The sequence below is a fragment of the Gemmobacter sp. genome, assembly GCF_016792925.1.
GTDB lineage: Bacteria > Pseudomonadota > Alphaproteobacteria > Rhodobacterales > Rhodobacteraceae > Gemmobacter.
Genome location: NZ_JAEULU010000158.1, coordinates 1 through 24827, shown reverse-complemented (window position 1 = coordinate 24827; position 24827 = coordinate 1). Strand labels below are relative to the sequence as shown.

The following is a 24827-nucleotide window of genomic DNA, read 5'->3' as shown; positions in this document are numbered from 1 at the left end:
TCCCCGCCGGGTGGTCTAATCCGCCCTTCAAAAGCCCATCAAGAGGAATCGCGCAGCCATGGCCTCCGACATGTTCTCGGGTCAAACCGACGACTACAACGCCTCCTCCATCGAAGTGCTGGAGGGGCTGGAGCCCGTGCGCAAGCGGCCCGGCATGTATATCGGCGGCACCGATGAACGCGCGCTGCATCACCTCGTGGCCGAGATCCTCGACAACTCGATGGATGAGGCGGTGGCGGGCCATGCCAATCGCATCGAGGTGGAGCTGCATGAGGATCACTCGGTCACCGTGCGCGACAATGGCCGCGGCATGCCGGTGGACCCGCACCCGAAATTCCCCGGAAAATCCGCGCTGGAAGTCATTCTGACCGTGCTGCACGCGGGCGGGAAATTCTCGAACAAGGCCTATTCCACCTCGGGCGGGTTGAACGGGGTGGGCTCGTCGGTGGTGAACGCGCTGTCCGATGTGCTGATCGTGCAGGTGGCGCGCAACAAGGAGCTGTATGAGCAGCGCTTTTCACGCGGCGTGCCGCAGGGGCCGATTGCCAAGCTGGGCGGGGCGCCGAACCGGCGCGGCACCACCGTCACTTTCCATCCCGACCCGGAGATTTTCGGGGCGCTGAAACTGAAACCGGCGCGGCTGTTCAAGATGGTGCGCTCCAAGGCCTATCTGTTTTCCGGCGTGGAAATCCGCTGGAAAACCGCGATCAATGATGGCGAAACCCCGCTGGAGGCGACCTTTCATTTCCCCGGCGGTCTGGCGGATTTTCTGGTCGACAGTCTGCAAAAGATCGAGACCTATGCCGATAAGCCCTTCGCCGGAAAGGTAAATTTCACCGAGAAATACGGCGTGCCCGGTTCGGTGGAATGGGCGATCAACTGGACGCCGGCGCGCGACGGCTTCATCCAGAGCTATTGCAACACCGTGCCCACGCCCGAGGGCGGCACGCATGAGGCGGGGTTTTGGGCGGCGATCCTCAAGGGCATCCGCGCTTACGGCGAGCTGGTGAAGAACCGCAAGGCCGACCAGATCACCCGCGACGATCTGGTGGCGGGGGGCTGCGCGCTGGTGAGTTGCTTCATCCGCGAGCCGCAATTCGTGGGCCAGACCAAGGACCGGCTCTCCACCGAGGAGGCCGCGAAATGGGTCGAGGGCGCGGTGCGCGACCATTTCGACACCTGGCTGGCCAATGATACCAAATCGGCGGGGGCTATTCTCGATTTCCTCGTGCTGCGCGCCGAGGAACGCCTGCGGCGGCGGCAAGAGAAGGAAACCGCAAGGAAATCAGCCACAAAGCGGCTGCGCTTGCCCGGAAAATTGACCGATTGCACCGCGAAGAACCGCGAGGGGACCGAGCTGTTCATCGTCGAGGGCGACTCGGCGGGGGGCTCGGCCAAGGGCGCGCGCATCCGCGAGACGCAGGCGCTGCTTCCGCTCAAGGGCAAGATCTTGAACGTATTGGGGGCGGCGTCGAACAAGCTGGGCGACAATGCCGAAATCCGCGACATCTGCGAGGCGCTTGGCGTCGGCATGGGCACCAAGTTCAAGGTCGACGACCTGCGCTATGACAAGATCATCATCATGACCGATGCCGATGTGGACGGCGCGCATATCGCGAGCCTGCTGATGACCTTCTTTTTCACCCAGATGCGGCCCTTGATCGACAAGGGGCATCTATATCTTGCGTGCCCGCCGCTGTATCGCCTGACCCAAGGCGCGAAGCGCATCTATGTGGCCAATGACGCCGAAAAAGAGCTGTGGCTGCAAAAGGGCCTTGGCGGCAAGGGCAAGATCGACGTGCAGCGCTTCAAGGGTTTGGGCGAGATGGACGCCAAAGACCTGAAAGACACCACGATGGACCCGAAATCGCGGACGCTGATCCGGGTGAGCATCGACGAGGATGAGCCGGGCGAAACCGGCGATCTGGTGGAGCGGTTGATGGGCAAGAAGCCCGAGCTGCGCTTCCAGTATATTCAGGAAAACGCGCGCTTCGTGGAAGAGCTGGACGTGTGAGGCGGGAAGGGGGTTTCCCTTCCCTACCAAAGGCTTAGCGCAGTTTCAACCGGTAGCGCACATGGCCGTCATAGGGCGCGTAGCTGTCGTAAAGCGCGCGGGCGCGGGCATTGCCCTCGTCCGTGTGCCAGTAAAGGCGATGATCGCCGCGCGCGGTGGCGAGGGCCTTCAGATCGTCAATCAGCGCGCGACCGACGCCCTTGCCGCGGGCAGTGGCGGAGACGAACAGGTCTTCCAGATAGCAATCCTCGCCCATCACCCAGGTGGAACAGTGATGGTGATGCAAGGCAAAGCCCAGCATCACGTTGTTTTCAAAGGCAAAACGGCCCGATAGCGGGCTTTGGGCCTCCATCAGCCGCGCCCAGGTGCGGGTGGTGATCTCGGGCGCGAGATCGACCTCGTAAAAGGCCAGATATTGCGCCCAAAGATCGCGCCATTGGGCCTCATCTTGCGGGGCGGCGTCGCGGATCGTCAGCGTCATGCGAGGCTGCCCAACAGGCGCGCCCAGCTGCGAATGCCCTTGTGAAAACACTCCAAGTCATACTTTTCATTGGGAGAATGGATTTGGTCATCATCGCGGCCAAAGCCCAGAAGCATGGCATCCATGCCTAGATAGGTCTTGAAATACCCGGCAATGGGGATCGAGCCACCGCAGCCGACGTAAGCCGCCGGGCGGCCCCATTCGGCGGCGAGGGCCGCGCGGGCGGCCTCGAAGGCGGGGTGGGTGATCTGCATGACGCCGGCGGGCGAGGCGCCGTGGTCGGCAAAGCTGACGCTGCAATCGGCGGGGATTTGGGCTTTCACCCATGCGCGGAAGGATTCGCGAAGTTTTTCAGGGTCTTGGCTGCCGACAAGTCGGAAGCTGATCTTGGCGCGCGCCTCGCCCGGCAAGACGGTCTTGAAGCCATCGCCCGCGTAACCCCCTGAAATGCCATTCACTTCTGCGGTGGGGCGCGACCAGATCATCTCCAGGGGCGTGCGGTCGGCCTCGCCTGCGGGCAGCGAGAGGCCGACATCGCCGAGGAATTTGGCGTGATCGAAGGCCAGATTTTGCCATTGCGCGCGAATCTCATCGGGCAATTCAGTGACGCCCTCATAGAATCCGGGCACCTGAACCGTGCCAAGATCGTCGTGCAAGCCACTGAGAATGCGAGACAAAACGTGAATCGGATTACGCGCCAACCCGCCGAACATGCCCGAATGCAGATCCTTGTTGGCGGCGCGGATCACCACCTCCTCGCCCAGCAAGCCCCGCAGCATGGTGACGATGGCGGGGGCAGTATCCTGAAACAGGCCGGTGTCGCAGATCAGGGCAATATCTGCTTTCAGATCAACGGCATGCTGTTTCAGGAAGGGGATGAGCGAGGGCGAACCGGATTCCTCCTCGCCCTCCAGGAGGATGGTCAGGCGACAGGGCAAACGGCCATGCATGGCCTTCCACGCGCGCAAAGCCTCCAGGAAGGTCATCAACTGGCCCTTGTCATCCGAGGCGCCCCGGGCGCGGATGACGCGGCCTTTGGGGGTCTCTTGCAGCTCGGGGTCGAATGGATCGCGCGACCAAAACTCAAGCGGATCAACGGGTTGCACGTCATAGTGACCATAGAACAGCAGATGCGGGCCGCCCTCGCCACCCTGCGCCACCACCATCGGATGACCGGGCGTGGCATGGGCCTTGGCGGTGAAACCAAGGGTTTCCAGATCGGCCACCAGCCAATCGGCGGCCGCCGCGCAATCGGGCTTGTAGGCGGGATCGGTGGAAATCGACGGGATGCGCAGCAGGGCAAACAGCCGCTCCAGCGCGGCGGGCTGATCTTCGTCGATACGGGCCAGAACGGCGTCCAGGGACATGGAAAGCTCCTATGGGCGGGGCGCGAAAGGGTAATGGGATATACGCTTTGGCCCTGAAATTCGGGCCAAGTGTAATGGGATGTACCGAAGTGTCCAGAGTGGGTGCGTGGGGAAGGTGCAGGACCGGGGGCTTCACAGCCCCCAGTTCTCTTTTGGCCCGGACCCCCGTGGGATATTTTTGAACAGAAAATGAGGGGCGCGTGCGCTGGACATGCGACCTTCTGACGGGGGGACAAAATGCCCTCTTTCGGATACAGCATTTGACCAATATCAAGGCGCCGATCCGGCGGCCCGCCTAGACCGCCGGAACAGCCCCGACCTCGCTCATCGCCAGGAGACGAAGATGAACTACGATCACGCACTCGATGCCGCGCTGAACCGGCTGCATGACGAAGGCCGCTATCGCACCTTCATCAATATCGAGCGCAAGCGTGGCAAGTTCCCTCATGCGGTCTGGACGAAGCCGGACGGGACCGAGAAGGACATCACGGTCTGGTGCGGCAATGACTATCTGGGGATGGGCCAGCATCCGGTGGTGCTGGCGGCGATGCAGGAGGCGATTGCGATCTGCGGCGCCGGTTCGGGCGGCACGCGCAACATCTCCGGCACGACGGTCTGGCACAAGCGGCTGGAGGCCGAGATCGCCGATCTGCATGGCAAGGAGGCCGCGCTGGTGTTCTCCAGCGCTTATGTGGCCAATGATGCGACGCTCAGCACGCTGCCCAAGCTGTTTCCGGGGCTGATCATCTATTCCGACGAATTGAACCATGCCTCGATGATCGAAGGCATCAAGCGCAATGGCGGCGCCAAGCGGGTGTTCCGGCACAATGACGTGGCGCATCTGCGCGCGCTGATCGCGGCGGATGATCCGGCGGCGCCGAAGCTGATTGCCTTTGAATCGATCTATTCGATGGATGGCGATTTTGGCCCGATTGCCGAGATCTGCGATCTGGCCGAGGAGGTCGGCGCGCTGACCTATCTGGACGAGGTGCATGCGGTGGGCATGTATGGCCCGCGTGGCGGCGGCGTGGCCGAGCGCGATGGCGTGATGGCCCGGGTGGACATCATCAACGCGACGCTGGGCAAGGCCTTTGGCGTGTTTGGCGGCTATATTGCTGCAAGTGCGAAGATGGTGGATGCGATCCGCTCCTATGCGCCGGGCTTCATCTTCACCACCTCGCTGCCGCCGGCGATTGCGGCTGGGGCGGCGGCTTCGATCAGATTTCTGAAAACGGCCGAGGGGCAGGCGCTGCGCGATGCCCAGCAATTGCACGCGAAAATCCTGAAGATGCGGCTGAAGGGCCTGGGCCTGCCGATCATCGACCATGGCTCGCATATCGTGCCGGTTGTGATCGGTGACCCGGTTCACTGCAAGATGTTGTCGGACATGATGCTGGACCAGTTCGGCATCTATGTGCAGCCCATCAACTTTCCGACCGTGCCGCGCGGCACGGAACGCCTGCGCTTTACCCCTTCGCCGGTGCATGACGGCGGCCAGATCGACCATGTGGTGCGCGCCATGGACAGCCTTTGGCGGCACTGTGCGCTGAATCGTGCCGAACACTCCGCCTGATCGCCGCCGCAGATGCAAAACGGGCTTGCCCTGTGCTACGCTAACGGCAATTAGGGATAAGGCGAGTCGTCCAGCGGCGACTCGGTAAACGCCAAAACCAAGGCAGGACGGGACAGGGCGTATGATCGGGCGGATGATCTGGCGGAGGGGCGATCCTTCGGCGGCCGAGGCTGACAAACCCAAGGGTTTCGATGATTTCGAGCTGCGGCTTGGTGACGTGATGCGCGGCGAGCGCGCCACGCTGGGCAAATCGCTGCTGGATGTGCAGCGCGAGCTGAAGATCAAGGCCACCTATATCGCCGCCATCGAGAATTGCGACCTGTCGGCCTTTGAAAGCCAGGGCTTTGTGGCAGGCTATGTGCGCTCTTACGCGCGCTATCTGAACATGGACCCGGATCAGGCCTTTGCCCGCTTCTGCAAGGAAGCGAATTTCGAGGTGGCGCATGGCATGTCTGCCGCTGCGGCGCCGCAGACGATCACGGCGGCGCGGGCGCGGGCGGGCGTGGCCTCGGGCGATCCCTTCGCCAATCCGAATGCGCTGTTCGTGCCGCGCAGCGAAAGCTGGCTGAGCCGGGTGGAGCCGGGCGCGATTGGCTCGATTCTGGTGCTGGTGGCGCTGACCGGGGCGCTTGGCTATGGCGGCTGGTCGGTGCTGCGCGAGGTGCAGCGCGTGCAGCTGGCGCCGGTGGACGAGGCGCCGGTGGTGGTGGCCGAGGTCGATCCGCTGGCCAATATGCAGCCGCTGGCTCCGGTGGAGCGGGTGAGCCCCGAGACGGTGGACCCGGTTCTGGCGGCCAATGATCCGGCGCCGCAGCCGGGCAGCCCGGAGCTGCTGAACCGGATGCGCCGCCCCGAAGCGCTGGATGTGCCGGTTTTCGTGTCGCGCGATGGCCCGATTGCGGCGATTGATCCGCGCCAGACCGGCAGCTTTGCCGGGCAGGGTGTGGCGCCCGTGGCCGTGGTGGCCGAGGCCGATGGTATGGCCGCCCCGCTGGAGGGGGGCCTGACCGATCAGGTGCAGGTGGTGGCCGAGGCCAAGCCCGGTGTCGAAATCCTCGCCGTGCGCCCCTCCTGGGTGCGGGTGTCTTCGGCCGATGGCGCCGTGCTGTTCGAGAAGATTCTTGAAGCGGGCGAGCGCTATCAGGTGCCTGCGCTGGAACAGGCGGCCACCCTGCGCTCGGGCAATGCCGGGTCGGTGTATTTTCTGGTGAACGGTCAGGCCTTTGGCCCGGCGGCCCCGGGGCCGCAGGTGGTGAAGAATGTGGCGCTGACCGAGGAGGCCTTGAAGGGCAAATATGCCGTGGCCGATCTGGACGACGATGCCGATCTGAAGCGCATCGTGGCGGTGGCCGAGGTTCTGCCCGAGGGCGCCGCGCCGCAGCAGTAACCTTGCTGCGATCCTTTGGCGAAACGGCCCCGGCGGCATTGCCCCGGGGCCGTTTCGTCTTTATCTCTCGGGCCGTAACATCCGAAGGGTTGCCCCCATGTCGCATAATCCTGTTCGTCCCTGGCGCAATATCGAGCGCCGCAAGTCTCGGCAAATCCGCGTGGGCAAGGTGCTGGTGGGGGGCGATGCGCCGATCTCGGTGCAGACGATGACCAATACGCTGACGCATGATGTGGCGGCCACCATTGAACAGATCCAGCGCTGCGCGGTGGCGGGGGCAGATATTGTGCGGGTCTCGACCCCGGATGAGGACAGCACGCGGGCGCTGCGCGAGATTGTGCAGGAGAGCCCGGTGCCGATCGTGGCGGATATTCATTTCCACTATAAGCGCGCGATCGAGGCGGCCGAGGCGGGCGCGGCCTGTCTGCGCATCAACCCCGGCAATATCGGCGATGCCAAGCGGGTGGCCGAGGTGGTGCGGGCGGCGAAGGATCACGGCTGTTCGATCCGCATCGGGGTGAATGCCGGGTCGCTGGAAAAGCACCTGCTGGACAAATACGGCGAGCCTTGCCCGGATGCGATGGTGGAATCTGGCCTCGACCATATCAAGCTGTTGCAGGACAATGATTTTCACGAGTTCAAGATCTCGGTGAAGGCGTCGGACGTGTTTCTGGCGGCGGCGGCTTATCAGGCTTTGGCCGATGCCACCGATGCGCCGATCCATCTGGGGATCACCGAGGCGGGGGGGCTTGTCTCCGGCACGGTGAAATCGGCGGTGGGTCTGGGCAATCTGCTATGGGCGGGGATTGGCGACACGATCCGCGTCAGCCTGTCCGCCGATCCGGTGGAGGAGGTGAAGGTCGGGTTCGAGATCCTGAAATCGCTGGGCCTGCGGCACCGGGGTGTCACGATCATCAGCTGCCCCAGCTGCGCGCGGCAGGGGTTTGACGTGATCAAGACCGTCGCGGCGCTGGAGGAACGGCTGGCGCATGTGACCACTTCGATGAGCCTGTCGATCATCGGTTGCGTGGTGAACGGGCCGGGCGAGGCGCTGATGACCGATATCGGCTTTACGGGCGGCGGCGCTGGTTCGGGGATGGTCTATCTGGCGGGGAAGCAGAGCCACAAGCTGTCGAACGAGCAGATGGTGGATCATATCGTGGAGCAGGTGGAGAAGAAGGCCGCAGAGCTGGAGGCGGCGAAAGCCGAGTGAGGGGGGAGGCCGGAGCGGGCTGCGCCCCGGCCTTTGGCCGTCAGCCCTTGCTGGCGCGTTCGCTTTCGACGATTTCGCGCATGCCGTCGAGCGGGACATAGCCGCGCAGCATGGCGCCTTCGATCACGAAGCTGGGGGTGCCGTTGATCTGCATCGCCATGCCAAGGGCGTGGTTGGCGTCGATCACGGCCTTGACCTCGGGGCTTTCCATCTTGGCGAGGATGGCGGGGGCATCAAGGCCCAGTTCGGTGGCCAGCGCGCCCAAGGTCTCGGGCGTGGCGTCGCCTCGCAGGGTGATCAGGGCGTCATGGGCCTTTTTATAGGCCTCGTCCCCGGCCACCATGCGGGTGGCGATGGCGAATTGCGACGAGATCATCGAACCCTCGCCCAGAATGGGATATTCCTTGAAGATCAGGCGGATATTGCCATCGGATTTCACCAGCTCCTCGACCTCGGCATAGGCTTTGCGGCAATAGCCGCAGCGGTAATCGAGGAATTCGACCAGGGTGATGTCGCCCTTCGGATTGCCGCCGACCCAATCGGCGGGGTTTTGCAGAAGCTCGGCCTTGTGGGTCTGCACCAGCTCGATGTCGGCGCTGGCCTCGGCCTGGGCCTGCTTGTCTTCCAGCACCTTGAAGACCTCCAGCATCACCTCGGGGTTTTCCAGCAGATAGGCCTTCACCTCGGCGCGGAAGGCGCTGCGTTCGGCATCCGTCATCGCGGTCATGTCGAAGGCGGCGGCGGGCAGGGCGAGGCTGAGGGCCAGCGTGGTGGCGGCGAAAAGGCGGGTCATGCGGTCTCCAGTCGGGGTCTGCCTGCTTGACGCTGCGCGCGGTGCGGGCCAGTGTGCCGCCCGATCAGCCGGGCGGTTGCGCGGCGACTTTAAGGGGGCTTTCATGCGGGTTTCAAGTCGGTCTCTGGTCGATCCCTTCATCGTGATGGATGTGATGGAGCGGGCGCGCAGCTTGGAGGCGGCGGGGCGCAGCATCATTCATATGGAGGTGGGCCAGCCCGGCACGCCGGCGCCCGAGCGCGCGCTGGTGGGGTTGCAGGCGGCGATGGCGGCGGGGCCTTTGGGCTATACCGTGGCGCTTGGCCTGCCGGAGTTGCGGGCGGGGATCGCGGCGCTGTATCAGCGCTGGTATGGCGTGACGCTGAACCCCGAGCGGGTGGTGGTGACCGCCGGGTCTTCGGCGGCGTTCCTGCTGGCCTTCACCGCGCTGTTCGAGGCGGGGGACAAGGTGGGTCTGGGCGAGCCGGGTTATCCGTCTTACCGGCAGATATTGAAGGCGCTGTCGCTGGAGGCGGTGGGGATTCCGGCCGCGCTGGAGAACCGCTTGCAGCCGGTGCCGGGCGATCTGACAGGCCATGACCTGCAAGGCTTGATCGTGGCGAGCCCCGGCAACCCCTCGGGCACGATGCTGGATCATGCGGCGCTGGAGGCCTTGATCGGGCATTGCGCGGCGCGGGGGATCAGCTTTGTCTCGGACGAGATCTATCACGGGCTGCATTACGGGGCCCGCGCGGTCAGTGCGCTGGAAATCAGCGATGATGTCTATGTCATCAACAGTTTCTCCAAATATTTCAGCATGACGGGCTGGCGGATCGGCTGGATGGTGGTGCCGGAGGATCATGTGCGCGTGGTGGAGCGGCTGGCGCAGAACATGTTCATCTGCCCGCCCCATGCCAGCCAGGTGGCGGCGCTGCATGCGCTGGACTGCATCGACGCGCTGGAGGCGAACCGGGCGGTCTATGCCGAGAACCGGCGGCTGATGCTGGAAGGCTTGCCAAAAGCGGGGTTTGACAAGATCGCGCCGCCGGATGGGGCGTTCTATATTTATGCCGATGTGAGCGGGCTCACCGAAAATTCACTCGAATTCGCGGCGGAAATTCTGGAACATGCAGGGGTTGCGGTGACGCCGGGGCTTGATTTCGACCCGCGGCGCGGGGCGCAGACCTTGCGCTTTTCCTATGCGCGGGCGACGGCGGATATTGTGGAAGGGCTGGCGCGGTTGCAGGCTTTCATGGCGCGGCGCGGCTGAGAGGGCGGATTTTGGATATTTGGGCCAAGGTGAAGGGGATTGCCGTTGTGCTGGGCCTGCTGGCGGCGGGGCCTTCTGGCGCGCAGGAGCTGAGCGGGTTGGCGCGGCTGGTGCCGGAGGCGAGCCGGATCGAGGCCTCGGGGGCGGGCGTCGCGGTGGATCTGGCGATCAGCCAGCCGGTGCCGTGGCGGGTGCGGGTGATGGATCAGCCGCCGCGTCTGGTGATGGATTTCCGCGAGGTGGACTGGCAGGGCATCGGCACGCTGGACAAGGGCGGCCTGGCGGGTTTGCTGGCGGGCACCTTCCGGCCCGGCTGGTCGCGGCTGGTGGCGGAGCTGCCGGGGCCGATGGCGGTGGTGCAGGCGGGCATGGCGACCGAAGGGGTCACGCGGGTGACTGTGCGGCTGGAGCCGGTGAGCGCGGAGGCCTTTGCCGCCAAGGCGGCCCAGCCCGAGCCGCAGGAATGGGCCTTGCCCAAACCGGCCGATCTTCCCAAGGCCGAGCCGCGCCATGACGGCACGCTGGTGGTGGTGCTGGACCCCGGCCATGGTGGCATCGACCCCGGCGCCGAGCGGGGGCCGGTGAAGGAGGCCGATCTGGTGCTGACCTTCGCGCGCGAGCTGAAAGAGCTGATGATGCGCGATGGCGACACGATCGTGGTGCTGACGCGCGAGGAAGATGTGTTCGTGCCGCTGGAAACCCGCATTTCGGTGGCGCGGGCGGCGGGGGCGGATGTGTTCCTGTCGCTGCATGCCGATGCGATTGCCGAGGGCGAGGCGGTGGGGGCCACGGTCTATACCCTGTCGGAGGAGGCCTCGGATGCGGCGGGCAAGACGCTGGCCGAACGCCATGACCGGGCCGACCTGCTGGCAGGCGTCGATCTGACCGAGCAGGATGACATGGTGGCGCGGGTCTTGATGGATATGGCGCGCACCGAGACGGAACCGCGGGTGGCACGGCTGGCCGAGGCCTTGGTGGCGGCGATTCAGGGCCAGGAGCTGCGGATGCACCGTCACCCCAGGCAGGAGGCCGGGTTCTCGGTGCTGAAATCGCCCGATATTCCGTCGGTGCTGCTGGAGCTGGGGTTTCTGTCCTCGGAGCGCGATCTGAAGCGCTTGCAGGACAAGGCCTGGCGGGCGAAAATGGCGGCGGCGCTGCGCGAGGGCTTGCGCGGCTGGGCCAAGGACGAGGCGGCGCGGGCGGGTTTGCGCTGATCCGGCCTGCGCGCGCCTGTTGCAAGGGGCGGGCGGCTTCCCGCCCGACGATCAGAGCGGCGGCTTCGGGGTTTTGACCTCGACCGCCTTTGCCCCTATATGGGGCGGCGACCCGGCAGATCGGGCACTTGCGGGGGTAGTGGTGTGACGCGCTTCATCGGGTCTTTCTTCGGGGCCATCTTCACCTTCCTGACGCTGGGCACCCTGTTCGGGGCGCTGACGGTCGGGGCGGTGCTGTGGATGTATTCGCGCGACCTGCCCAGCCATGAGAGCCTCGCGCAATACAAGCCGCCGATCATCAGCCGCATCTATGATGCCGAGGGCCGCATGATCGACGAATTCGCCGAGGAGCGGCGGCTGTTCGTCTCGATTCAGGATATGCCCGATCTGGTGAAACATGCCTTCATCAGCGCCGAGGATAAGAATTTCTATACGCACCAGGGGTTTGACCTGCTGGGCATTGCCTCGGCCATCAAGGATGCGCTTCAGGGGGGCAAGCTGCGCGGGGCCTCGACCATTCCGCAGCAGGTGGCGAAGAATTTCCTGTTGTCGGGCGACCGCACGGCAGAGCGCAAGATCAAGGAGATCATTCTGGCCACCCGTCTGGTGGATGCGCTGCCCAAGGACCGGATTCTGGAACTGTATCTGAACGAAATCTATCTGGGCCAGAACAGCTATGGCGTGGCGGCGGCGGCGCTGACCTATTTCAACAAATCGCTGACCGCGCTGGCCCCGCATGAGGCGGCGACGCTGGCCGCGATGCCGCGCGAGCCGGCGCGCTCGCACCCTGTGCGCGACCATGACAAGGTGTTGCGGCGCCGCAACGAGGTGCTGCGCGAGATGCGCGACAATGGCCAGCTGGACGAGGCGACCTATGAGGCCGAGGTGAAAGCGCCGCTCCTGTCGGTGCAGAACGGCGATTATCCGGCCTTCCGCACCACGCTGCCGCCGCGCGACTATTTCACCGATGAAATCCGCCGCCAGCTTTCGGGCAGTTTCGGGCAGAAGGAGTTCTTCTCGGAGGGCTTCTCGATCCGCGCCACGGTGGACCCGGAGATGCAGGCGGCAGCGGCCAAGGCGCTGCGGGCAGGGCTGGAACGCTATGACCGCGGGCAGGGCGTCTGGCGCGGCACCGGCAAGGTGATCGGCCCCGAGCGGCTGACCTCGGAAGCCGATTGGCGCGCGGCGCTGGCCGAGGCGCAGGTGCCGCGCGACATCGAGGGCTGGCACCCGGCGGTGGTGCTGAGCTTGGGCGAAAGCGCGGCCCGCATCGGCATCGAGGGCGTGCAGGAGGATGAGGACGGCCATTTCATCCCCGCCGAGGATGTGACCTGGGCGCGCAAGCGGCTGGCCAATGGCGATCTGGGCAAGAAGGCGCGCGTGGCCAGCGATCTGGTGGATGTGGGCGATGTGGTGCTGGTGCGCGCCATGACCTCGGATGACGATGGCAGCTTTATGCGCTGGACGCTCCGGCAGGTGCCGGAGGTCGAGGGCGCCTTCATGGCGATGGATGTGAATTCGGGCCGCGTGCTGGCGATGCAGGGCGGCTTTTCCTATCAAGACTCTGAGCTGAACCGCGCCAGCCAGGCGATGCGCCAGCCGGGGTCGAGCTTCAAGCCGCTGGTCTATGCGGCGGCGCTGGACAGCGGCTTTACGCCTGCGACCATCGTGGTCGATGCCCCGATCGAGCTGGACACGCCGCAAGGCCTGTGGCGGCCGAAAAACGCCTCGAACAAGTTCTATGGCCCGACGCCCTTGCGCACCGGCATCGAGCAGAGCCGCAACCTGATGACGGTGCGGATCGCGCAAGAGGTGGGCATGGACACGGTGGCAGGCTATGCCGAGCGCTTTGGCATCTATGACCGGATGAACGCCTTCCTGTCGAACTCGCTGGGCGCGCAGGAAACCACGCTGCTGAAGATGGTGACCGCCTATGCGATGCTGGCCAATGGCGGCGAGCGGGTGGACCCGACGCTGGTGGACCGGGTGCAGGACCGTTACGGCAAATCGGTCTACAAGCATGATCCGCGCCAATGCGTCGAATGTGATGCGGCCCTGCTGCCCGAGGGGCAGGCGCCCAAGATCACCTCAAGCCGCGAGCGGGTGATCGACCCGATCACCGCCTATCAGATCACCTCGATGATGGAGGGGGTGGTGCAGCGCGGCACGGCGCGGGGCATCAACCTGCCGGTACCGGTGGCGGGCAAGACCGGCACCACCAATGACGCCAAGGATGTGTGGTTCATCGGCTATACCTCGAACATCGCGGCGGGCTGCTATATCGGCTATGACAATCCGCGCACGCTGGGCGGCAAGGCCTCGGGCGGGGGGCTGTGCGGGCCGGTGTTTGAAAGTTTCATGCGCACGGCGATCAAGAAATATGGCGGCGGCAAGTTCGCCGTGCCGCCGGGCGGCTATTTCGCCAAGATCGACCGGTTCAGCGGCGCGCGCCTGCCCGACAGCGCGCAGGGCGACAATGTGATCTCGGAATATTTCCGCGAGGGCGACGATCCGACGGGCGGCGGCGGCATCTTCGTGGATGGCGGCTTTGCCATGGGCGAGAACCTGCCGCTGTTCACCGCGGGCGAAACCGATGGCGGCGCCTCGCAGGTGACCACGGCCAGCGGCCAGACCAAGATCATCCCGAAGAAAAAGGCCGATTTCGGCACGCTGTCTTCGGGTGGGCTTTACTGAAACCCGGCCAGACCGCAATGGCTTGCCGGATCGGTGCGGGCCGGGTAAGAACCCGGCCTGAACCCTTCATGTTGTGATGGAAGACCTCAAGATGCGCGCTGAAACCCTGTCTCAAGCCGATGCCATTCGCAAGTCGCTGGCCCTGCTGGCGCAGCGCATGGATTACGAGATGGCGCCGCATCGCCTGGAGGAATTCAACGCGATGATCGAAGACCCGAACCTGTGGAACGATCCGGCCAAGGCGCAAAAGCTGATGCGCGAGCGGCAGGCGCTGATGGATGCCGTGGGCACCTATCGCATGATCGAGGCGGGGCTGAACGACAATATCGAGCTGATCGAGATGGGCGAGGCCGAGGGCGACGCCGAGATCGTGGCCGAGGCCGAGGCGGCGATCAAGGCGCTGGTGGAAACCGCCCGCGCCAAGGAGCTGGAGGCGCTGCTGGATGGCGAGGCCGATGGCAATGACACCTTCCTGGAGATCAATGCCGGTGCCGGTGGCACCGAAAGCTGCGACTGGGCCAGCATTCTTGCGCGGATGTATACCCGTTGGGCGGAAAAGAAGGGCTACAAGGTCGAGCTGCAATCCATGTCGGAGGGCGAGGAGGCCGGGATCAAATCGGTCTCTTACAAGATCAGCGGGCCGAATGCCTATGGCTGGCTGAAATCGGAAAGCGGCGTGCATCGGCTGGTGCGCATCTCGCCCTACGATTCGGCGGCGCGGCGGCATACGTCTTTCAGCTCGGTCTGGGTCTATCCGGTGGTGGATGACAATATCGAGATCGAAGTGCTGCCGCATGAAATCCGGATCGACACCTATCGCTCGTCGGGCGCGGGTGGGCAGCACGTGAACACCACCGACTCGGCAGTGCGGATCACCCACCTCGCCACCAATATCGTGGTGACCAGTTCGGAAAAATCGCAGCACCAGAACCGCGACATCGCCATGAAGGCGCTGAAATCGCGGCTGTATCAGATGGAGCTGGACAAGCGCAACGCGGCGATCAACGCGGCGCATGAGGCCAAGGGCGATGCGGGCTGGGGCAACCAGATCCGGTCCTATGTCTTGCAGCCCTATCAGATGGTCAAGGATCTGCGCACCGGCTATGAGACCTCGGATACCGACGGCGTGCTGAATGGCGATCTGGACCGCTTCATGCAGGCGACGCTGGCGATGGATGTGGCGGGCAAAAGCCGCGCCGAGGCCACCGCCGAGGATTGAGCGGCGGCAAATACATCTTTTCCATCGGCCCTGCCTGCGGTTAGCCTGCCCTGAAAGGGGAGGGACCGCATGTCGCAGGCGCCAGAGATCAAGACCGTCGGCTTTGTCGATTTGCGCGACAGCCTTGCCGCTGGCTGGCGCGATTTCACCCGCGCGCCGCTTTACGGCATGGGCTTTGCGCTGGTCTATGTGCTGGGCGGCTGGCTGGTGTTCTGGGCGCTGACCACCAAGGGGCAATTGTGGTGGACGCTGCCCGCCAGCGCGGGTTTTCCGATCCTCGGGCCGTTCATCGCGGTGGGGTTCTATGAGATGTCGCGGCGGCTGGAGGCGGGGCAGCGCCTCGATTGGCCGGGCATCGCGGGGGTGATCCTGCGTGAGCGGAACCGGCAGATCCCTTCGATGGCGGCGGTGATCGTGATCTTCTTCCTGTTCTGGAACTTTCTGGCGCATATGATCTTTGCGCTGTTTCTGGGCACGCTGTCGCTGACCAATATCACCTCCTCGCTGGAGGTATTCGCCACGCCCAACGGGCTGATGATGCTGGCGATCGGCACGGTTTTGGGGGCGGCGATCGCGACGCTGCTGTTCGGGTTGACGGTGGTGAGCCTGCCGCTGCTGCTGGACCGCGAGGTGGATTTCGTGACGGCGATGCTGACGAGCCTTGGCCTTGTGACCAGCAACCCGGTGGTGATGCTGAGCTGGGGGGCGCTGGTGGCGGAGCTGCTGTTTCTGGCCATGCTGCCCGGCTTTCTGGGCCTGTTCGTGGTGCTGCCGGTCTTGGGCCATGCGACCTGGCACCTCTATCGCCGGGCCCTGGGCTAGATGCAAAGCGGATGTTGCAAAGCCGAGGCTTTGCAAAGCTGCGCTTGTGTGGCGTGATTTTGCAAAGCCGGGCCTTTGCAACGCCGGATCATTGCAAACCCCCGCCATAGCAAAAGGCGCCCGCGAAGGGGCGCCTTGTCGGGATGCAAAGCCAGCGCAGCGGCTTAGTCGGCCTTGGGGCCAGCGATCTGCTTCACGCCATTCAGCGGGTCGTCCTGACGCTGGACCGAGCCCTCGAAATGGGCGCCGCTTTCGATGGCGATGGTCTTGTGGATGATGTCGCCCTCGACCCGCGCGGTGGAGGTGAGGCGCACTTTCAGCCCGCGCACGCGGCCGATGACGCGGCCATTCACCACGATGTCATCGGCGACGATCTCGCCGCGGATGGTGGCGGTTTCGCCCACGGTCAGCAGATGGGCGCGGATGTCGCCCTCGACCGTGCCTTCCACCTGAATATCGCCGGTGGTTTTCAGATTGCCGACCACGGTGAGATCGGAGGACAGCACCGAGGCATTGGGCTTGGCCTTCACCCCGGCCGAGAAATCCATCGCGGGCTTGGTGGCGGGCAGCTCCGGGGCTTTCGGCTTGTCGCCTTCCACCTGTTTCGGACCGGGTTCGTTGATTCTGGATTTAGAAAACATCGCTTGCTGCCTTGATGAAGGTCATCGGATTGACCGGGCGGCCCCCGACATGAACCTCGTAGTGAAGGTGGGTGCCGGTGGACCGGCCTGAATTGCCCATATCACCGATCCGGTCGCCGCGCGATACTTTTTGACCGACGGAGACGCGGATTTCGGACATGTGACCATAGAGGGTTTCGAGGCCGAAGTCATGGCGGATCTGCACCATGCGGCCATAGCCATTGCCCCAGCCCGCCTTCACCACCACGCCATCGGCGGTGGCATAAAGCGGCGTGCCATAGGCGCCCGCGAAATCCAGCCCTTCATGGCGGCGGGTGCCGCGCCCGAAGGGATCGTTGCGCGAGCCAAAGCCCGAGGTGAAGCGGTAATTGCCCGAGGGGATCGGATTGGCGAAGGGCGCCTTCACGGCGGCAAGGCGATACATGTTCATGCGATCCAGCCCTTGCAGCACGGTATTGGCGCGGGCCTCATCCTCGCTCAGCGCCCCGCCCTTGGTGGAGACGATGGGCATCAGCGGCCCGCCCTGACCGGAATAGCCCTTGCGCACCTGATCCAGCAGGCTGTCGGGCGACATGCCGGCGGCGCGGAACATCTTGTCCAGCGGCTCCATCGAGACGGTGACGGCCTCCTCCAGCCGGGCAAAGATCGCGTCATTGCGCAGCGCCATCTCATCCTTCGCGCGCTGGATCGCGGCGGCATCCTCGCGGGCCACCTCGGCCATTTTCGACATCTCGTCGCGCTCGCGCGCGGTCTGGCCAAGCGCGCCGGACATGAAGCCGATGGTGGCCAGCGCGTCGCGGGCGCGGCCCAGCTCGGTGGTGCCCGACTGGCTGGCCAGCGCGGTGGTGGTGCGCTCCAGCGCGGCGCGGGATTCGTCGCGCTCCAGAATCGCGCGGCGCAGCGTGTTCTGGATCACGTCGATGCCGGTTTCCAGCTCCTTGCGGCGATCCTCGGAGGCCAGCAGGCGGGCCTGCATCTCGCTCACCTCGGCCAGCGCGAGGTTGAAGCGGTCTTGCGCCCGCGAGGCCTCCTCGGCGCGCAGGTCGCGGTCGGTGGACAGCGCGGTGAGGCGTTGTTCAAACAGCTGCTGCTGCATCGCGGCCTGATCGGCATCGGACCCGGCAGAGATGCTGTCCATCAGGATGATCGAGGTGGCGATGAAGGTCCAGGCCATGAGAAGGCCGCCCGTGGTCAGCGCCACGGCCTGCGTCATGGGGCGCAGGCGGATGAAACGGGTGCCCTCGTCGGATTTCAGGAACAGCCGCTGCTCGGGCAGCCAGTTTTCCAGGGTCGCGTTGATCCGGTAGGCAAGGCGGTGAAGCACGTGTGGTTTCCCTGATCTGGTCGGGCAGCGGGCTGGCAAGCCCCGAGGATGGGCCGCAAGGCGGGGCGCCAGAAGATCGCTGGCCGCCCTTTGGCCCTAGTGCTTAAAGCGCCGGGGGGGAGGGCTGCAACGGTTTTGGGGAGGCGGCAGGGCAGTTTTGCCCATCGGCGCGCCGGTTTCGGCAACATCCTGCCGATAAGCCGTGCCTATTCGGCATAGCTGGGCGGTTTGATCCCCTCTGCCAGCGGCCAGTAGAAATCGGGCGGCAGCCCCGCCTCGGCGCGCTTTTCCTCGTTGAAGGGCGGTTTGGGGCGACCGTGGAAATAGCGCCGCACGAGGGCGTGGAACTCGGCCTTCGGGTCCAGCCCGTCGCGGCCACAAAGCCAGTTGAACCATTTTGCGCCATAGGCGACATGGCCCACCTCCTCGGCATAGATGGTTTCCAGCGCGGCTACGGCCCCGGTCAGGCCGGCGGCGCGGAAAATCTCGATCATGCCGGGGGTGACATCGAGGCCGCGCGCCTCCAGCACCATGGGCACCACGGCAAGGCGGCCATGCAGATCGCCCGCCGTGTCGGAGGCCGCCTGCCACATGCCGGCATGGGCGGGCAGGGCGCCGTAATGGCTGCCCAAGCCCTCCAGACAATCGCAGATGAGGTTGAAATGACGGGATTCTTCGGCCGCCGATTTCACCCAGTCGTCGTAAAAGCCCAGCGGCATCGGGATATGGCCGAAACGGGCGATGATGTCCCAATGCAGATCGACGGCGTTGAGGTCGATATGCGCCACCGCATGCAGCAGCGCGATGCGCCCCAGGGCCGAGCCGGGGCGGCGGCGCGGCACATCGCGCGGCGCAAGCAGTTCGGGCCGCGCGGGCCGGGCCGGGTGATCGGGCGGGTGGGCGGTGCCGACGGGCAGCGGCGCACCGGCCTTGCGGGCCTCGACCCAGCGGGCGGCATGGGCCTGCGAAAGCGCGCATTTGGCGCGGCCATCGGCGGTGGACAGCACCTCTACCGCCATTTCTGCAAGGGTTTTCATAGGGTTCTGACGGCCTCCAGCACTTCGGCGACATGGCCCTCCACCTTCACCTTGCGCCATTCGCGTTTGATCTGGCCATCCGGCCCGATGAGGAAGGTGGACCGCTCGATGCCCATATAGGTCTTGCCATACATGGATTTCTCGACCCAGGTGCCGAAAGCCTCGCAGGTCTGGCCGTGTTCATCGGACAGAAGCGGCACGGCGAGCGCGCTTTTTTTCGTGAAATTCGCGTGTTTTTTAACGCTGTCTTTGGAAATGCCCAGCACGATGCAGGGGGCGGCAGGGTTTGTGGCGGCAAACTCGGGCAGCGCTGCGGTGAAATCCTGCGCCTCTGTGGTGCAAGCGGGAGTGGAATCCTTGGGATAGAAGAACAGGACAACGGGCTGACCTGCGAAATCTGACAGGCTGACCAGGCTGCCATCCTCGCGCGGGAGGGTGAAGGCCGGGGCGGGGTGGTTCGTCAGGTCCATATGCGCGGCTCCTTGCCAAGCGGGGGGATGATGCCGGGGGTTTTAGTTGCCTTTAAGCGCAGTTAAAGGCAAGCCCGGTAAAAAGTGCGCAAGGGCGGGTGGCATGGCCGAAGACCGGGATCAGGCAGAGGCTGCGGGGGCGGAAGCTCCGGCTGCGGCTGCGCCTGAAAGCGCCGCGGCCAGGATGGCGGCACCGCTGCCCAGACGAAGGCTGCGCCGCAGAGTGCGGTTTTCGCTGTGGATGCTGGGCAGCCTGATGGTGCTGGTGCTGGTGGCGGGCTTTGCCGCGCTGGCGCTGACCGGCAAGCCCATCCGGCTGCCGGTCTGGATGGTGGCCGAGGCCGAGGCGCAGCTGAATGCGCGGCTGCCGCTGAAACAGGCGCAGCTGTCGCTGGGCGGCATCGAGGTCATGGTTGATCGCGCCTGGGTGCCCCGTCTGCGGCTGGAAAGCCTGGTGCTGGCGCGGCCCGATGGCGCCACCATCCTGCGCCTGCCCGAGGCGCGGGTGGCCTTTGACGGCGGCAGTCTGCTGCGCGGTGCGCTGCGGCCCTCTTCGGTGGTGCTGTCGGGCGCGGCGCTGCGGCTGCATCGTGACGCGGCGGGGCGGTTCGATCTGGATCTGGGCGGCGGCACGCCGATCCGCGATCTGGGCGCCTTTCCCGATCTGCTGGACCGGATGGATGCCGTGTTCGCCCAGCCCGGTCTCGCGGCGCTGGATGAGGTGACGGCGGAGGCGCTGAGCCTGACCTTGCAGGATGCGCGCTCTGGCCGCACCTGGAGCGTGGGCGACGGGCGGCTGGTGCTGCTGAACCAGCGCGACGAGATCAAGGCCCAGCTCTCGATGACGCTGGCCAACCCGGAGGGCGAACCGGCGCAGGCGCAGCTGTCGGTGGCGACCCGCAAGGACAGCTCGGGCGCCCGGCTGCGCGCCACGGTGGAGCGGGTGGAGGCGCGCGACATCGCGGCACAGGCCCCGGTTCTGGGCTTTCTGGCCGCGCTGGATGCGCCGATCTCTGGGCGGTTGATCACCGGCCTTGCGCCCGATGGCAAGGTGGTGGTGCTGGAGGGCGAACTTGGCCTGGGCGCGGGGGCCTTGCAGCCCAGCCCCAAGGCGCGGCCCATCGGCTTTGACGCAGCGCGTCTGGCGCTGACCTATGATCCGCGCGCCGAGCGCATCCGGCTGACCGCGCTGGAGGTGCAAAGCCGCACGCTGCGGCTGGCGGCGCAGGGCCATGTGGATGCGCCGGGGGTGAATGCGGGCAAGCCCGAAGCCTTTCTGGCGCAGATCGCGCTGGAGCGGCTGATGGTCGACCCGGAGGGGCTGTTCACCGAGCCGGTGACCTTCCGGCAGGGCGCGATGGACCTGCGGCTGCGGCTGGACCCGTTCCGGCTGGAGGTGGGGCAGCTCAGCTTGCAGGAAGGCCCGCTGAAGCTGACGCTTTCGGGGCGCGCCGAGGTGGGCGAGGCGGGCTGGAGCCTGGCCTCGGATATTGCGGTGAATGCGATTGCGCATGACCGGCTGCTGGCGCTGTGGCCGGTTTCGGCGGTGCCGAAGACCCGCAACTGGCTGGCGGAAAACGTCTATGAGGGGCTGCTGCAAGATGTGAAGGTCGCGCTGCGGCTGGATCAGGGCGGCGAGCCGCGCCTCGCGCTTGGCTATGATTTCCGCGAAGGCGATGTGCGGTTCCTGCGCACCCTGCCGCCGATCCAAAGCGGCTCGGGCTATGCGACGATCGAGGGCCAGACCTATACGATGGTGCTGGATGCGGGCCATGTGACCCCGCCCGAGGGCGGGCGGATCGACATGGCGGGCTCGGTGTTTTCGGTGCTGGATATTCTGCAAAAACCGGCCCAGGCCGAGATCCGGCTGAACACGAAATCAAGCCTGACGGCGGCGCTGTCGCTGCTGGATCAGAAGCCTTTCAACTTTCTGACCAAGGCGGGCCGCCCGGTGACGCTGGGCGAGGGCCGGGCCGAGGTGCAGGCGGTGCTGCGGTTGCCTTTGGTGAAAAAGGTGGAGCCGAAGGATGTCAGCTATGACATTCGCGGCACGCTGTTCGATGTGCGCTCGGAGGTGTTGGTGCCGGGGCACAGGATGGCGGCGGATCGGCTGGCGCTGCTGGCCGCGCCCAAAGGGCTGAGCATCAGCGGCAAGGGCACGATGAGCGGCGTGCCCTTCGAGGCCGAGTACCGGTTGCCCTTCGGCAAGAATGCCGGGCCTGCGCGGGTGGAGGGCGTGGCGGAGCTGTCGCCGCGCGCGGTGGAGGCGTTTCGCATCGGGTTGCCTGCGGGCGCGGTGGCGGGCAAGGGGCAGGGGCGCTTCCGGGTGGAACTGGCGAAAGGCGCCGCGCCCCGCCTGACATTGACGAGCGACTTGAAGGGCTTGACCCTGCGCCTGCCGGAAATCGGCTGGAGCAAGGGCCCCGGCGCCGGTGGCAAGCTGGAGCTGGCGGCGACTTTGGGCAAGCCGGTTTCGGTGGAGCGGCTGGCACTTTCCGGCGCGGGGCTGACGGCGGAAGGCAAGGTGAGCCTGACGGCGGCGGGGGGGCTTGACCGGATCACCCTGCCCAAGCTGGCGATCGGCGATTGGTTCCGGGGCGCGGCGGTGCTGAAGGCGCGCGGGCGCGGCCAAAGCCCGAGCGTCGAGGTGACCGAGGGGCGGCTGGATCTGCGCAAGCTGCCAGAGTTCGGCAGCTCCAGGGGCGCGGGCGGCGGCGGCACGCCGATCTCGGCGCGACTGGCCTCGGTGCAGGTGACGGAAACCATTGCACTGCAAGGGTTTAGTGGCAAATTCGGCACCAAGGGCGGCTTCAACGGCGCGTTCGAGGCGGCGCTGAACGGCCAGGCGCCCCTGCGCGGCACGGTGGTGCCTGCGCAAAACGGCACGGCGATCCGGGTGCAATCGGCCGATGCGGGTGGCGTGCTGGCGGCGGCGGGCATCTTCTCCAAGGCGCGGGGCGGCACGCTGGATCTGCAACTTTTGCCGCTGGGGCCGAAGGGCCATTATCGCGGCACGGCGCGGGCCGAGGCCTTTCGGGTGCGCAATGCGCCGGTTCTGGCCGAGCTGCTTTCGGCCATCTCGGTGGTCGGCATTCTGGAAAAGCTGAACGGGCCGGGGCTGGTGTTTTCGGAAGGTGAGGCTGACTTCCGCTTGACGCCCGCCGGTGTCGAGGTCAACAGGGGGGCCGCCGTGGGCCTCTCGATGGGGGTTTCCATGGCGGGAACCTATGATGCGCGGAGCAAGCGGCTGAACATGCAGGGCGTCATCTCGCCGATCTATCTGCTGAACGGGGTGGGCGCGGTGCTGACCCGCGAGGGCGAGGGGCTGTTTGGCTTCAACTATCGGCTGGGCGGCAGCTCGGATGCCCCTTCGGTCTCGGTCAACCCCTTGTCGATCCTGACGCCGGGCATGTTTCGCGAGATTTTCCGCCGCCCGGTGCCGCGCTTGCAGGAGTGACGATGCAGCTCTCAGATTTCGACTTTCATCTGCCCGAGGCGCTGATCGCCACGCGGCCCGCCAAGCCCCGGTCTTCGGCGCGGCTGTTGGTGGCCGAGGGTGCGGCGATCCGCGACCGGCGCGTGACGGACCTGCTGGAGGAGCTGCGGGCGGGAGATCGTTTGGTATTGAACAATACCAAGGTGATCCCGGCGCGCCTGAACGGGCAGCGCTGGCGCGACAGCGCGCAGGGCCGGGTGGCGGCGAAGGTCGAGGTCACGCTGCTGGAGCCGCAGGCCTCGGGCACGTGGCGGGCCTTGGCGAAACCGTTGCGCAAGGTCGCGCAGGGCGAAGTGATCGTCTTTTCCGATCAGCTTTCGGCGCGGGTGGTGGCAAAAACCGAAAGCGACCTGGCGCTGGAGTTCAACCTGACCGGCGAGGATTTCGACGCCGCGCTGGCACAGGCGGGCGATATGCCCTTGCCGCCCTATATCGCCGCCAAGCGCGCCCCCGATGCGCAGGATCGTGACGATTACCAGACCGTCTTTGCCCGCCATTCCGGCGCGGTGGCGGCTCCCACAGCCAGCCTGCATTTCGACGCGGCCCTGCTGGAGGCGCTGCGGGCCAAGGGCGTGCAGTTCACCGAAGTAACGCTGCATGTCGGCGCGGGCACGTTTTTGCCTGTCAAGGTTGAGGATGTGACGACCCATCGCATGCATGCCGAATGGGGCGAGGTGACCGCCGAGGCGGCGGCGGCCATCAACGCGACCAAGGCGGCGGGGGGCCGGGTGATCCCCGTCGGCACCACGGCGCTGCGGCTGATCGAGAGCGCCGCTGTGGATGGCCAGCTGCGCGCCTGGCGCGGCACCACCGATATTTTCATCTATCCCGGTTTCCGGTTTCAGGTCACCGACGCGTTGATGACCAATTTTCACCTGCCGAAATCGACGCTGCTGATGCTGGTTTCGGCGCTGATCGGGCGCGACCGGGTGCTGCGGATTTATGACCATGCCGTCAAGGAAGGTTACCGTTTCTTTTCCTATGGCGATGCGTCATTGCTGATCCCGTGACACTGTTCATCAGTTCTTAATTTGTTCCTGAGACTCTGTCCCAAACCCGGAGAGTTCGATGCTGAAGGTCATTGCCACCTCCTGGCCCCTGCTGTTGGGGGTCATGCTTCTGATGGTCGGCAACGGCATGCAGGGCAGTCTGCTGGGGATTCGCGGCACGATTGAGGGCTTCAAGACCTTCCACCTTTCGGTGGTGATGTCGTCTTATTTTGCGGGCTTTCTGGTCGGCTCGCTGGTGGTGCCGGGCCTGATCCGCAAGGTGGGGCATGTGCGGGTGTTTTCGGCCCTTGGCTCGATGATTTCGGCGGTGCTGGTGGTCTATCCGGTGGCGCCGGACTGGATTGTCTGGTCGGCCCTGCGGGTGCTGATCGGGTTCTCGTTCTGCGGCGTCTATATCACCGCCGAAAGCTGGCTGAACAACACTGCCACCAACGAGACGCGGGGGCAGGCGCTGTCGGCCTATATGATCGTGCAGATGATCGGCATCATCAGCAGTCAGATGCTGCTGAACGTGGATATTCCGACCAGTTTCACCCTGTTCGTGATCCCTTCGGTGCTGGTGAGCCTGGCTTTCATGCCGCTTTTGCTGGCCAATACCCCGGCGCCCACCTTCGAGACCACGGCGCGGCTGAGCTTTCCGCGGCTCTGGCGCATCTCGCCGCTGGGTTGCGTGGGCATGTTGCTGACAGGCGGGATTTTTGCCGCGATGTTCGGCATGTCGGCAGTCTGGGGCTCGATGTCGGGGCTGACGGTGAAGGAAATCTCGATCTGGGTCGGCGCGATGTATGTCGGCGGGCTGGTGCTGCAATATCCGATCGGCTGG

The 24827-nt window shown here is 65.4% G+C and carries 19 protein-coding genes; 12 read left to right on the top strand and 7 right to left on the bottom strand.

Annotated elements, in window-relative coordinates; translation table 11 throughout:
- The first annotated feature begins 58 nt into the window (after positions 1 to 58).
- Positions 59 to 2014, top strand: a complete 1956-nt coding sequence (parE, locus tag JNN06_RS07765) for a DNA topoisomerase IV subunit B (protein WP_291239020.1) — start codon at positions 59 to 61, stop codon at positions 2012 to 2014.
- Between the two features lie 34 nt (positions 2015 to 2048).
- Here parE and JNN06_RS07760 read toward each other — a convergent pair whose 3' ends face one another.
- Together JNN06_RS07760 and JNN06_RS07755 are read right to left on the bottom strand one after the other, a co-directional pair.
- A complete protein-coding gene (locus JNN06_RS07760) occupies positions 2049 to 2495 on the bottom strand; it encodes a GNAT family N-acetyltransferase (RefSeq protein WP_291239019.1) in 447 nt (148 codons plus the stop codon).
- A complete protein-coding gene (locus tag JNN06_RS07755; RefSeq protein ID WP_291239018.1) occupies positions 2492 to 3862 on the bottom strand; it encodes a M20/M25/M40 family metallo-hydrolase in 1371 nt (456 codons plus the stop codon). The genes JNN06_RS07760 and JNN06_RS07755 overlap by 4 nt, the downstream gene beginning before the upstream one ends.
- A gap of 343 nt (positions 3863 to 4205) precedes the next feature.
- On the opposite strand from JNN06_RS07755, the gene hemA reads away from it, so the two are divergent.
- From hemA to ispG, 3 genes are all read left to right on the top strand, one after another.
- Complete coding sequence (hemA, locus tag JNN06_RS07750) at positions 4206 to 5435, top strand: 5-aminolevulinate synthase (protein WP_291239017.1); 1230 nt, start codon at positions 4206 to 4208, stop codon at positions 5433 to 5435.
- A 133-nt stretch (positions 5436 to 5568) separates the two neighbouring features.
- Positions 5569 to 6822: a helix-turn-helix domain-containing protein gene (locus JNN06_RS07745; protein ID WP_291239016.1), complete on the top strand. Its 1254-nt coding sequence runs from the start codon at positions 5569 to 5571 to the stop codon at positions 6820 to 6822.
- 97 nt (positions 6823 to 6919) lie between these two features.
- On the top strand, positions 6920 to 8035 hold the full coding sequence (ispG, locus tag JNN06_RS07740; protein ID WP_291239015.1) for a flavodoxin-dependent (E)-4-hydroxy-3-methylbut-2-enyl-diphosphate synthase: 1116 nt from the start codon (positions 6920 to 6922) through the stop codon (positions 8033 to 8035).
- 40 nt (positions 8036 to 8075) lie between these two features.
- On the opposite strand, the gene JNN06_RS07735 is transcribed toward ispG, so the two are convergent.
- A complete protein-coding gene (locus tag JNN06_RS07735) occupies positions 8076 to 8828 on the bottom strand; it encodes a DsbA family protein (RefSeq protein WP_291239014.1) in 753 nt (250 codons plus the stop codon).
- 103 nt (positions 8829 to 8931) lie between these two features.
- Between JNN06_RS07735 and JNN06_RS07730 the strand changes: the two genes are divergently transcribed.
- The 5 genes from JNN06_RS07730 (at position 8932) to JNN06_RS07710 (ending at position 16026) form a co-directional block, all read left to right on the top strand.
- Positions 8932 to 10077: an aminotransferase class I/II-fold pyridoxal phosphate-dependent enzyme gene (locus tag JNN06_RS07730; protein WP_291239013.1), complete on the top strand. Its 1146-nt coding sequence runs from the start codon at positions 8932 to 8934 to the stop codon at positions 10075 to 10077.
- 29 nt (positions 10078 to 10106) lie between these two features.
- A complete protein-coding gene (locus JNN06_RS07725) occupies positions 10107 to 11291 on the top strand; it encodes an N-acetylmuramoyl-L-alanine amidase (protein ID WP_291239012.1) in 1185 nt (394 codons plus the stop codon).
- Between the two features lie 144 nt (positions 11292 to 11435).
- On the top strand, positions 11436 to 13985 hold the full coding sequence (locus JNN06_RS07720) for a penicillin-binding protein 1A (protein WP_291239011.1): 2550 nt from the start codon (positions 11436 to 11438) through the stop codon (positions 13983 to 13985).
- 91 nt (positions 13986 to 14076) lie between these two features.
- Positions 14077 to 15204 carry a peptide chain release factor 2 gene (gene prfB, locus JNN06_RS07715; RefSeq protein ID WP_291239037.1) on the top strand — a complete coding sequence of 376 codons (1128 nt, stop codon included), beginning with the start codon at positions 14077 to 14079 and terminating at the stop codon, positions 15202 to 15204.
- A gap of 69 nt (positions 15205 to 15273) precedes the next feature.
- Entirely contained in the window at positions 15274 to 16026 is a 753-nt protein-coding gene (locus JNN06_RS07710) for a DUF2189 domain-containing protein (protein WP_291239010.1), read from the top strand.
- 164 nt (positions 16027 to 16190) lie between these two features.
- On the opposite strand, the gene JNN06_RS07705 is transcribed toward JNN06_RS07710, so the two are convergent.
- The 4 genes from JNN06_RS07705 to JNN06_RS07690 form a co-directional block, all read right to left on the bottom strand.
- Complete coding sequence (locus tag JNN06_RS07705) at positions 16191 to 16667, bottom strand: polymer-forming cytoskeletal protein (protein WP_291239009.1); 477 nt, start codon at positions 16665 to 16667, stop codon at positions 16191 to 16193.
- Entirely contained in the window at positions 16657 to 17991 is a 1335-nt protein-coding gene (locus JNN06_RS07700) for a M23 family metallopeptidase (RefSeq protein ID WP_291239008.1), read from the bottom strand. Before JNN06_RS07700 ends, JNN06_RS07705 begins: the two co-directional genes overlap by 11 nt.
- 206 nt (positions 17992 to 18197) lie before the next feature.
- Positions 18198 to 19028 carry a ferritin-like domain-containing protein gene (locus tag JNN06_RS07695; protein WP_291239007.1) on the bottom strand — a complete coding sequence of 277 codons (831 nt, stop codon included), beginning with the start codon at positions 19026 to 19028 and terminating at the stop codon, positions 18198 to 18200.
- Positions 19025 to 19498, bottom strand: coding sequence for a peroxiredoxin (locus JNN06_RS07690; protein ID WP_291239006.1), 474 nt, complete (start codon positions 19496 to 19498; stop codon positions 19025 to 19027). The genes JNN06_RS07695 and JNN06_RS07690 overlap by 4 nt, the downstream gene beginning before the upstream one ends.
- A gap of 223 nt (positions 19499 to 19721) precedes the next feature.
- Here JNN06_RS07690 and JNN06_RS07685 point away from each other — a divergent pair, with 223 nt between their 5' ends.
- The 3 genes from JNN06_RS07685 to JNN06_RS07675 form a co-directional block, all read left to right on the top strand.
- Positions 19722 to 22955 (top strand): DUF3971 domain-containing protein, encoded by a 3234-nt coding sequence (locus JNN06_RS07685; RefSeq protein WP_291239005.1) that lies wholly within the window; start codon positions 19722 to 19724, stop codon positions 22953 to 22955.
- A gap of 2 nt (positions 22956 to 22957) precedes the next feature.
- Complete coding sequence (queA, locus tag JNN06_RS07680; protein WP_291239004.1) at positions 22958 to 24004, top strand: tRNA preQ1(34) S-adenosylmethionine ribosyltransferase-isomerase QueA; 1047 nt, start codon at positions 22958 to 22960, stop codon at positions 24002 to 24004.
- Between the two features lie 58 nt (positions 24005 to 24062).
- A partial coding sequence (locus tag JNN06_RS07675) for an MFS transporter (protein WP_291239003.1) occupies positions 24063 to 24827 on the top strand: 765 nt, incomplete at its 3' end.

Bases quoted from the DNA above. Each gene is read 5' to 3' on its own strand.
- JNN06_RS07705 (WP_291239009.1), bottom strand. From the start codon at position 16,667: ATGTTTTCTAAATCCAGAATCAACGAACCCGGTCCGAAACAGGTGGAA.
- JNN06_RS07755 (WP_291239018.1), bottom strand. From the start codon at position 3,862: ATGTCCCTGGACGCCGTTCTGGCCCGTATCGACGAAGATCAGCCCGCC.
- parE (WP_291239020.1), top strand. From the start codon at position 59: ATGGCCTCCGACATGTTCTCGGGTCAAACCGACGACTACAACGCCTCC.
- JNN06_RS07710 (WP_291239010.1), top strand. From the start codon at position 15,274: ATGTCGCAGGCGCCAGAGATCAAGACCGTCGGCTTTGTCGATTTGCGC.
- JNN06_RS07760 (WP_291239019.1), bottom strand. From the start codon at position 2,495: ATGACGCTGACGATCCGCGACGCCGCCCCGCAAGATGAGGCCCAATGG.
- JNN06_RS07735 (WP_291239014.1), bottom strand. From the start codon at position 8,828: ATGACCCGCCTTTTCGCCGCCACCACGCTGGCCCTCAGCCTCGCCCTG.
- queA (WP_291239004.1), top strand. From the start codon at position 22,958: ATGCAGCTCTCAGATTTCGACTTTCATCTGCCCGAGGCGCTGATCGCC.
- hemA (WP_291239017.1), top strand. From the start codon at position 4,206: ATGAACTACGATCACGCACTCGATGCCGCGCTGAACCGGCTGCATGAC.
- JNN06_RS07730 (WP_291239013.1), top strand. From the start codon at position 8,932: ATGCGGGTTTCAAGTCGGTCTCTGGTCGATCCCTTCATCGTGATGGAT.
- JNN06_RS07690 (WP_291239006.1), bottom strand. From the start codon at position 19,498: ATGGACCTGACGAACCACCCCGCCCCGGCCTTCACCCTCCCGCGCGAG.
- JNN06_RS07745 (WP_291239016.1), top strand. From the start codon at position 5,569: ATGATCTGGCGGAGGGGCGATCCTTCGGCGGCCGAGGCTGACAAACCC.
- ispG (WP_291239015.1), top strand. From the start codon at position 6,920: ATGTCGCATAATCCTGTTCGTCCCTGGCGCAATATCGAGCGCCGCAAG.
- prfB (WP_291239037.1), top strand. From the start codon at position 14,077: ATGCGCGCTGAAACCCTGTCTCAAGCCGATGCCATTCGCAAGTCGCTG.
- JNN06_RS07695 (WP_291239007.1), bottom strand. From the start codon at position 19,028: ATGAAAACCCTTGCAGAAATGGCGGTAGAGGTGCTGTCCACCGCCGAT.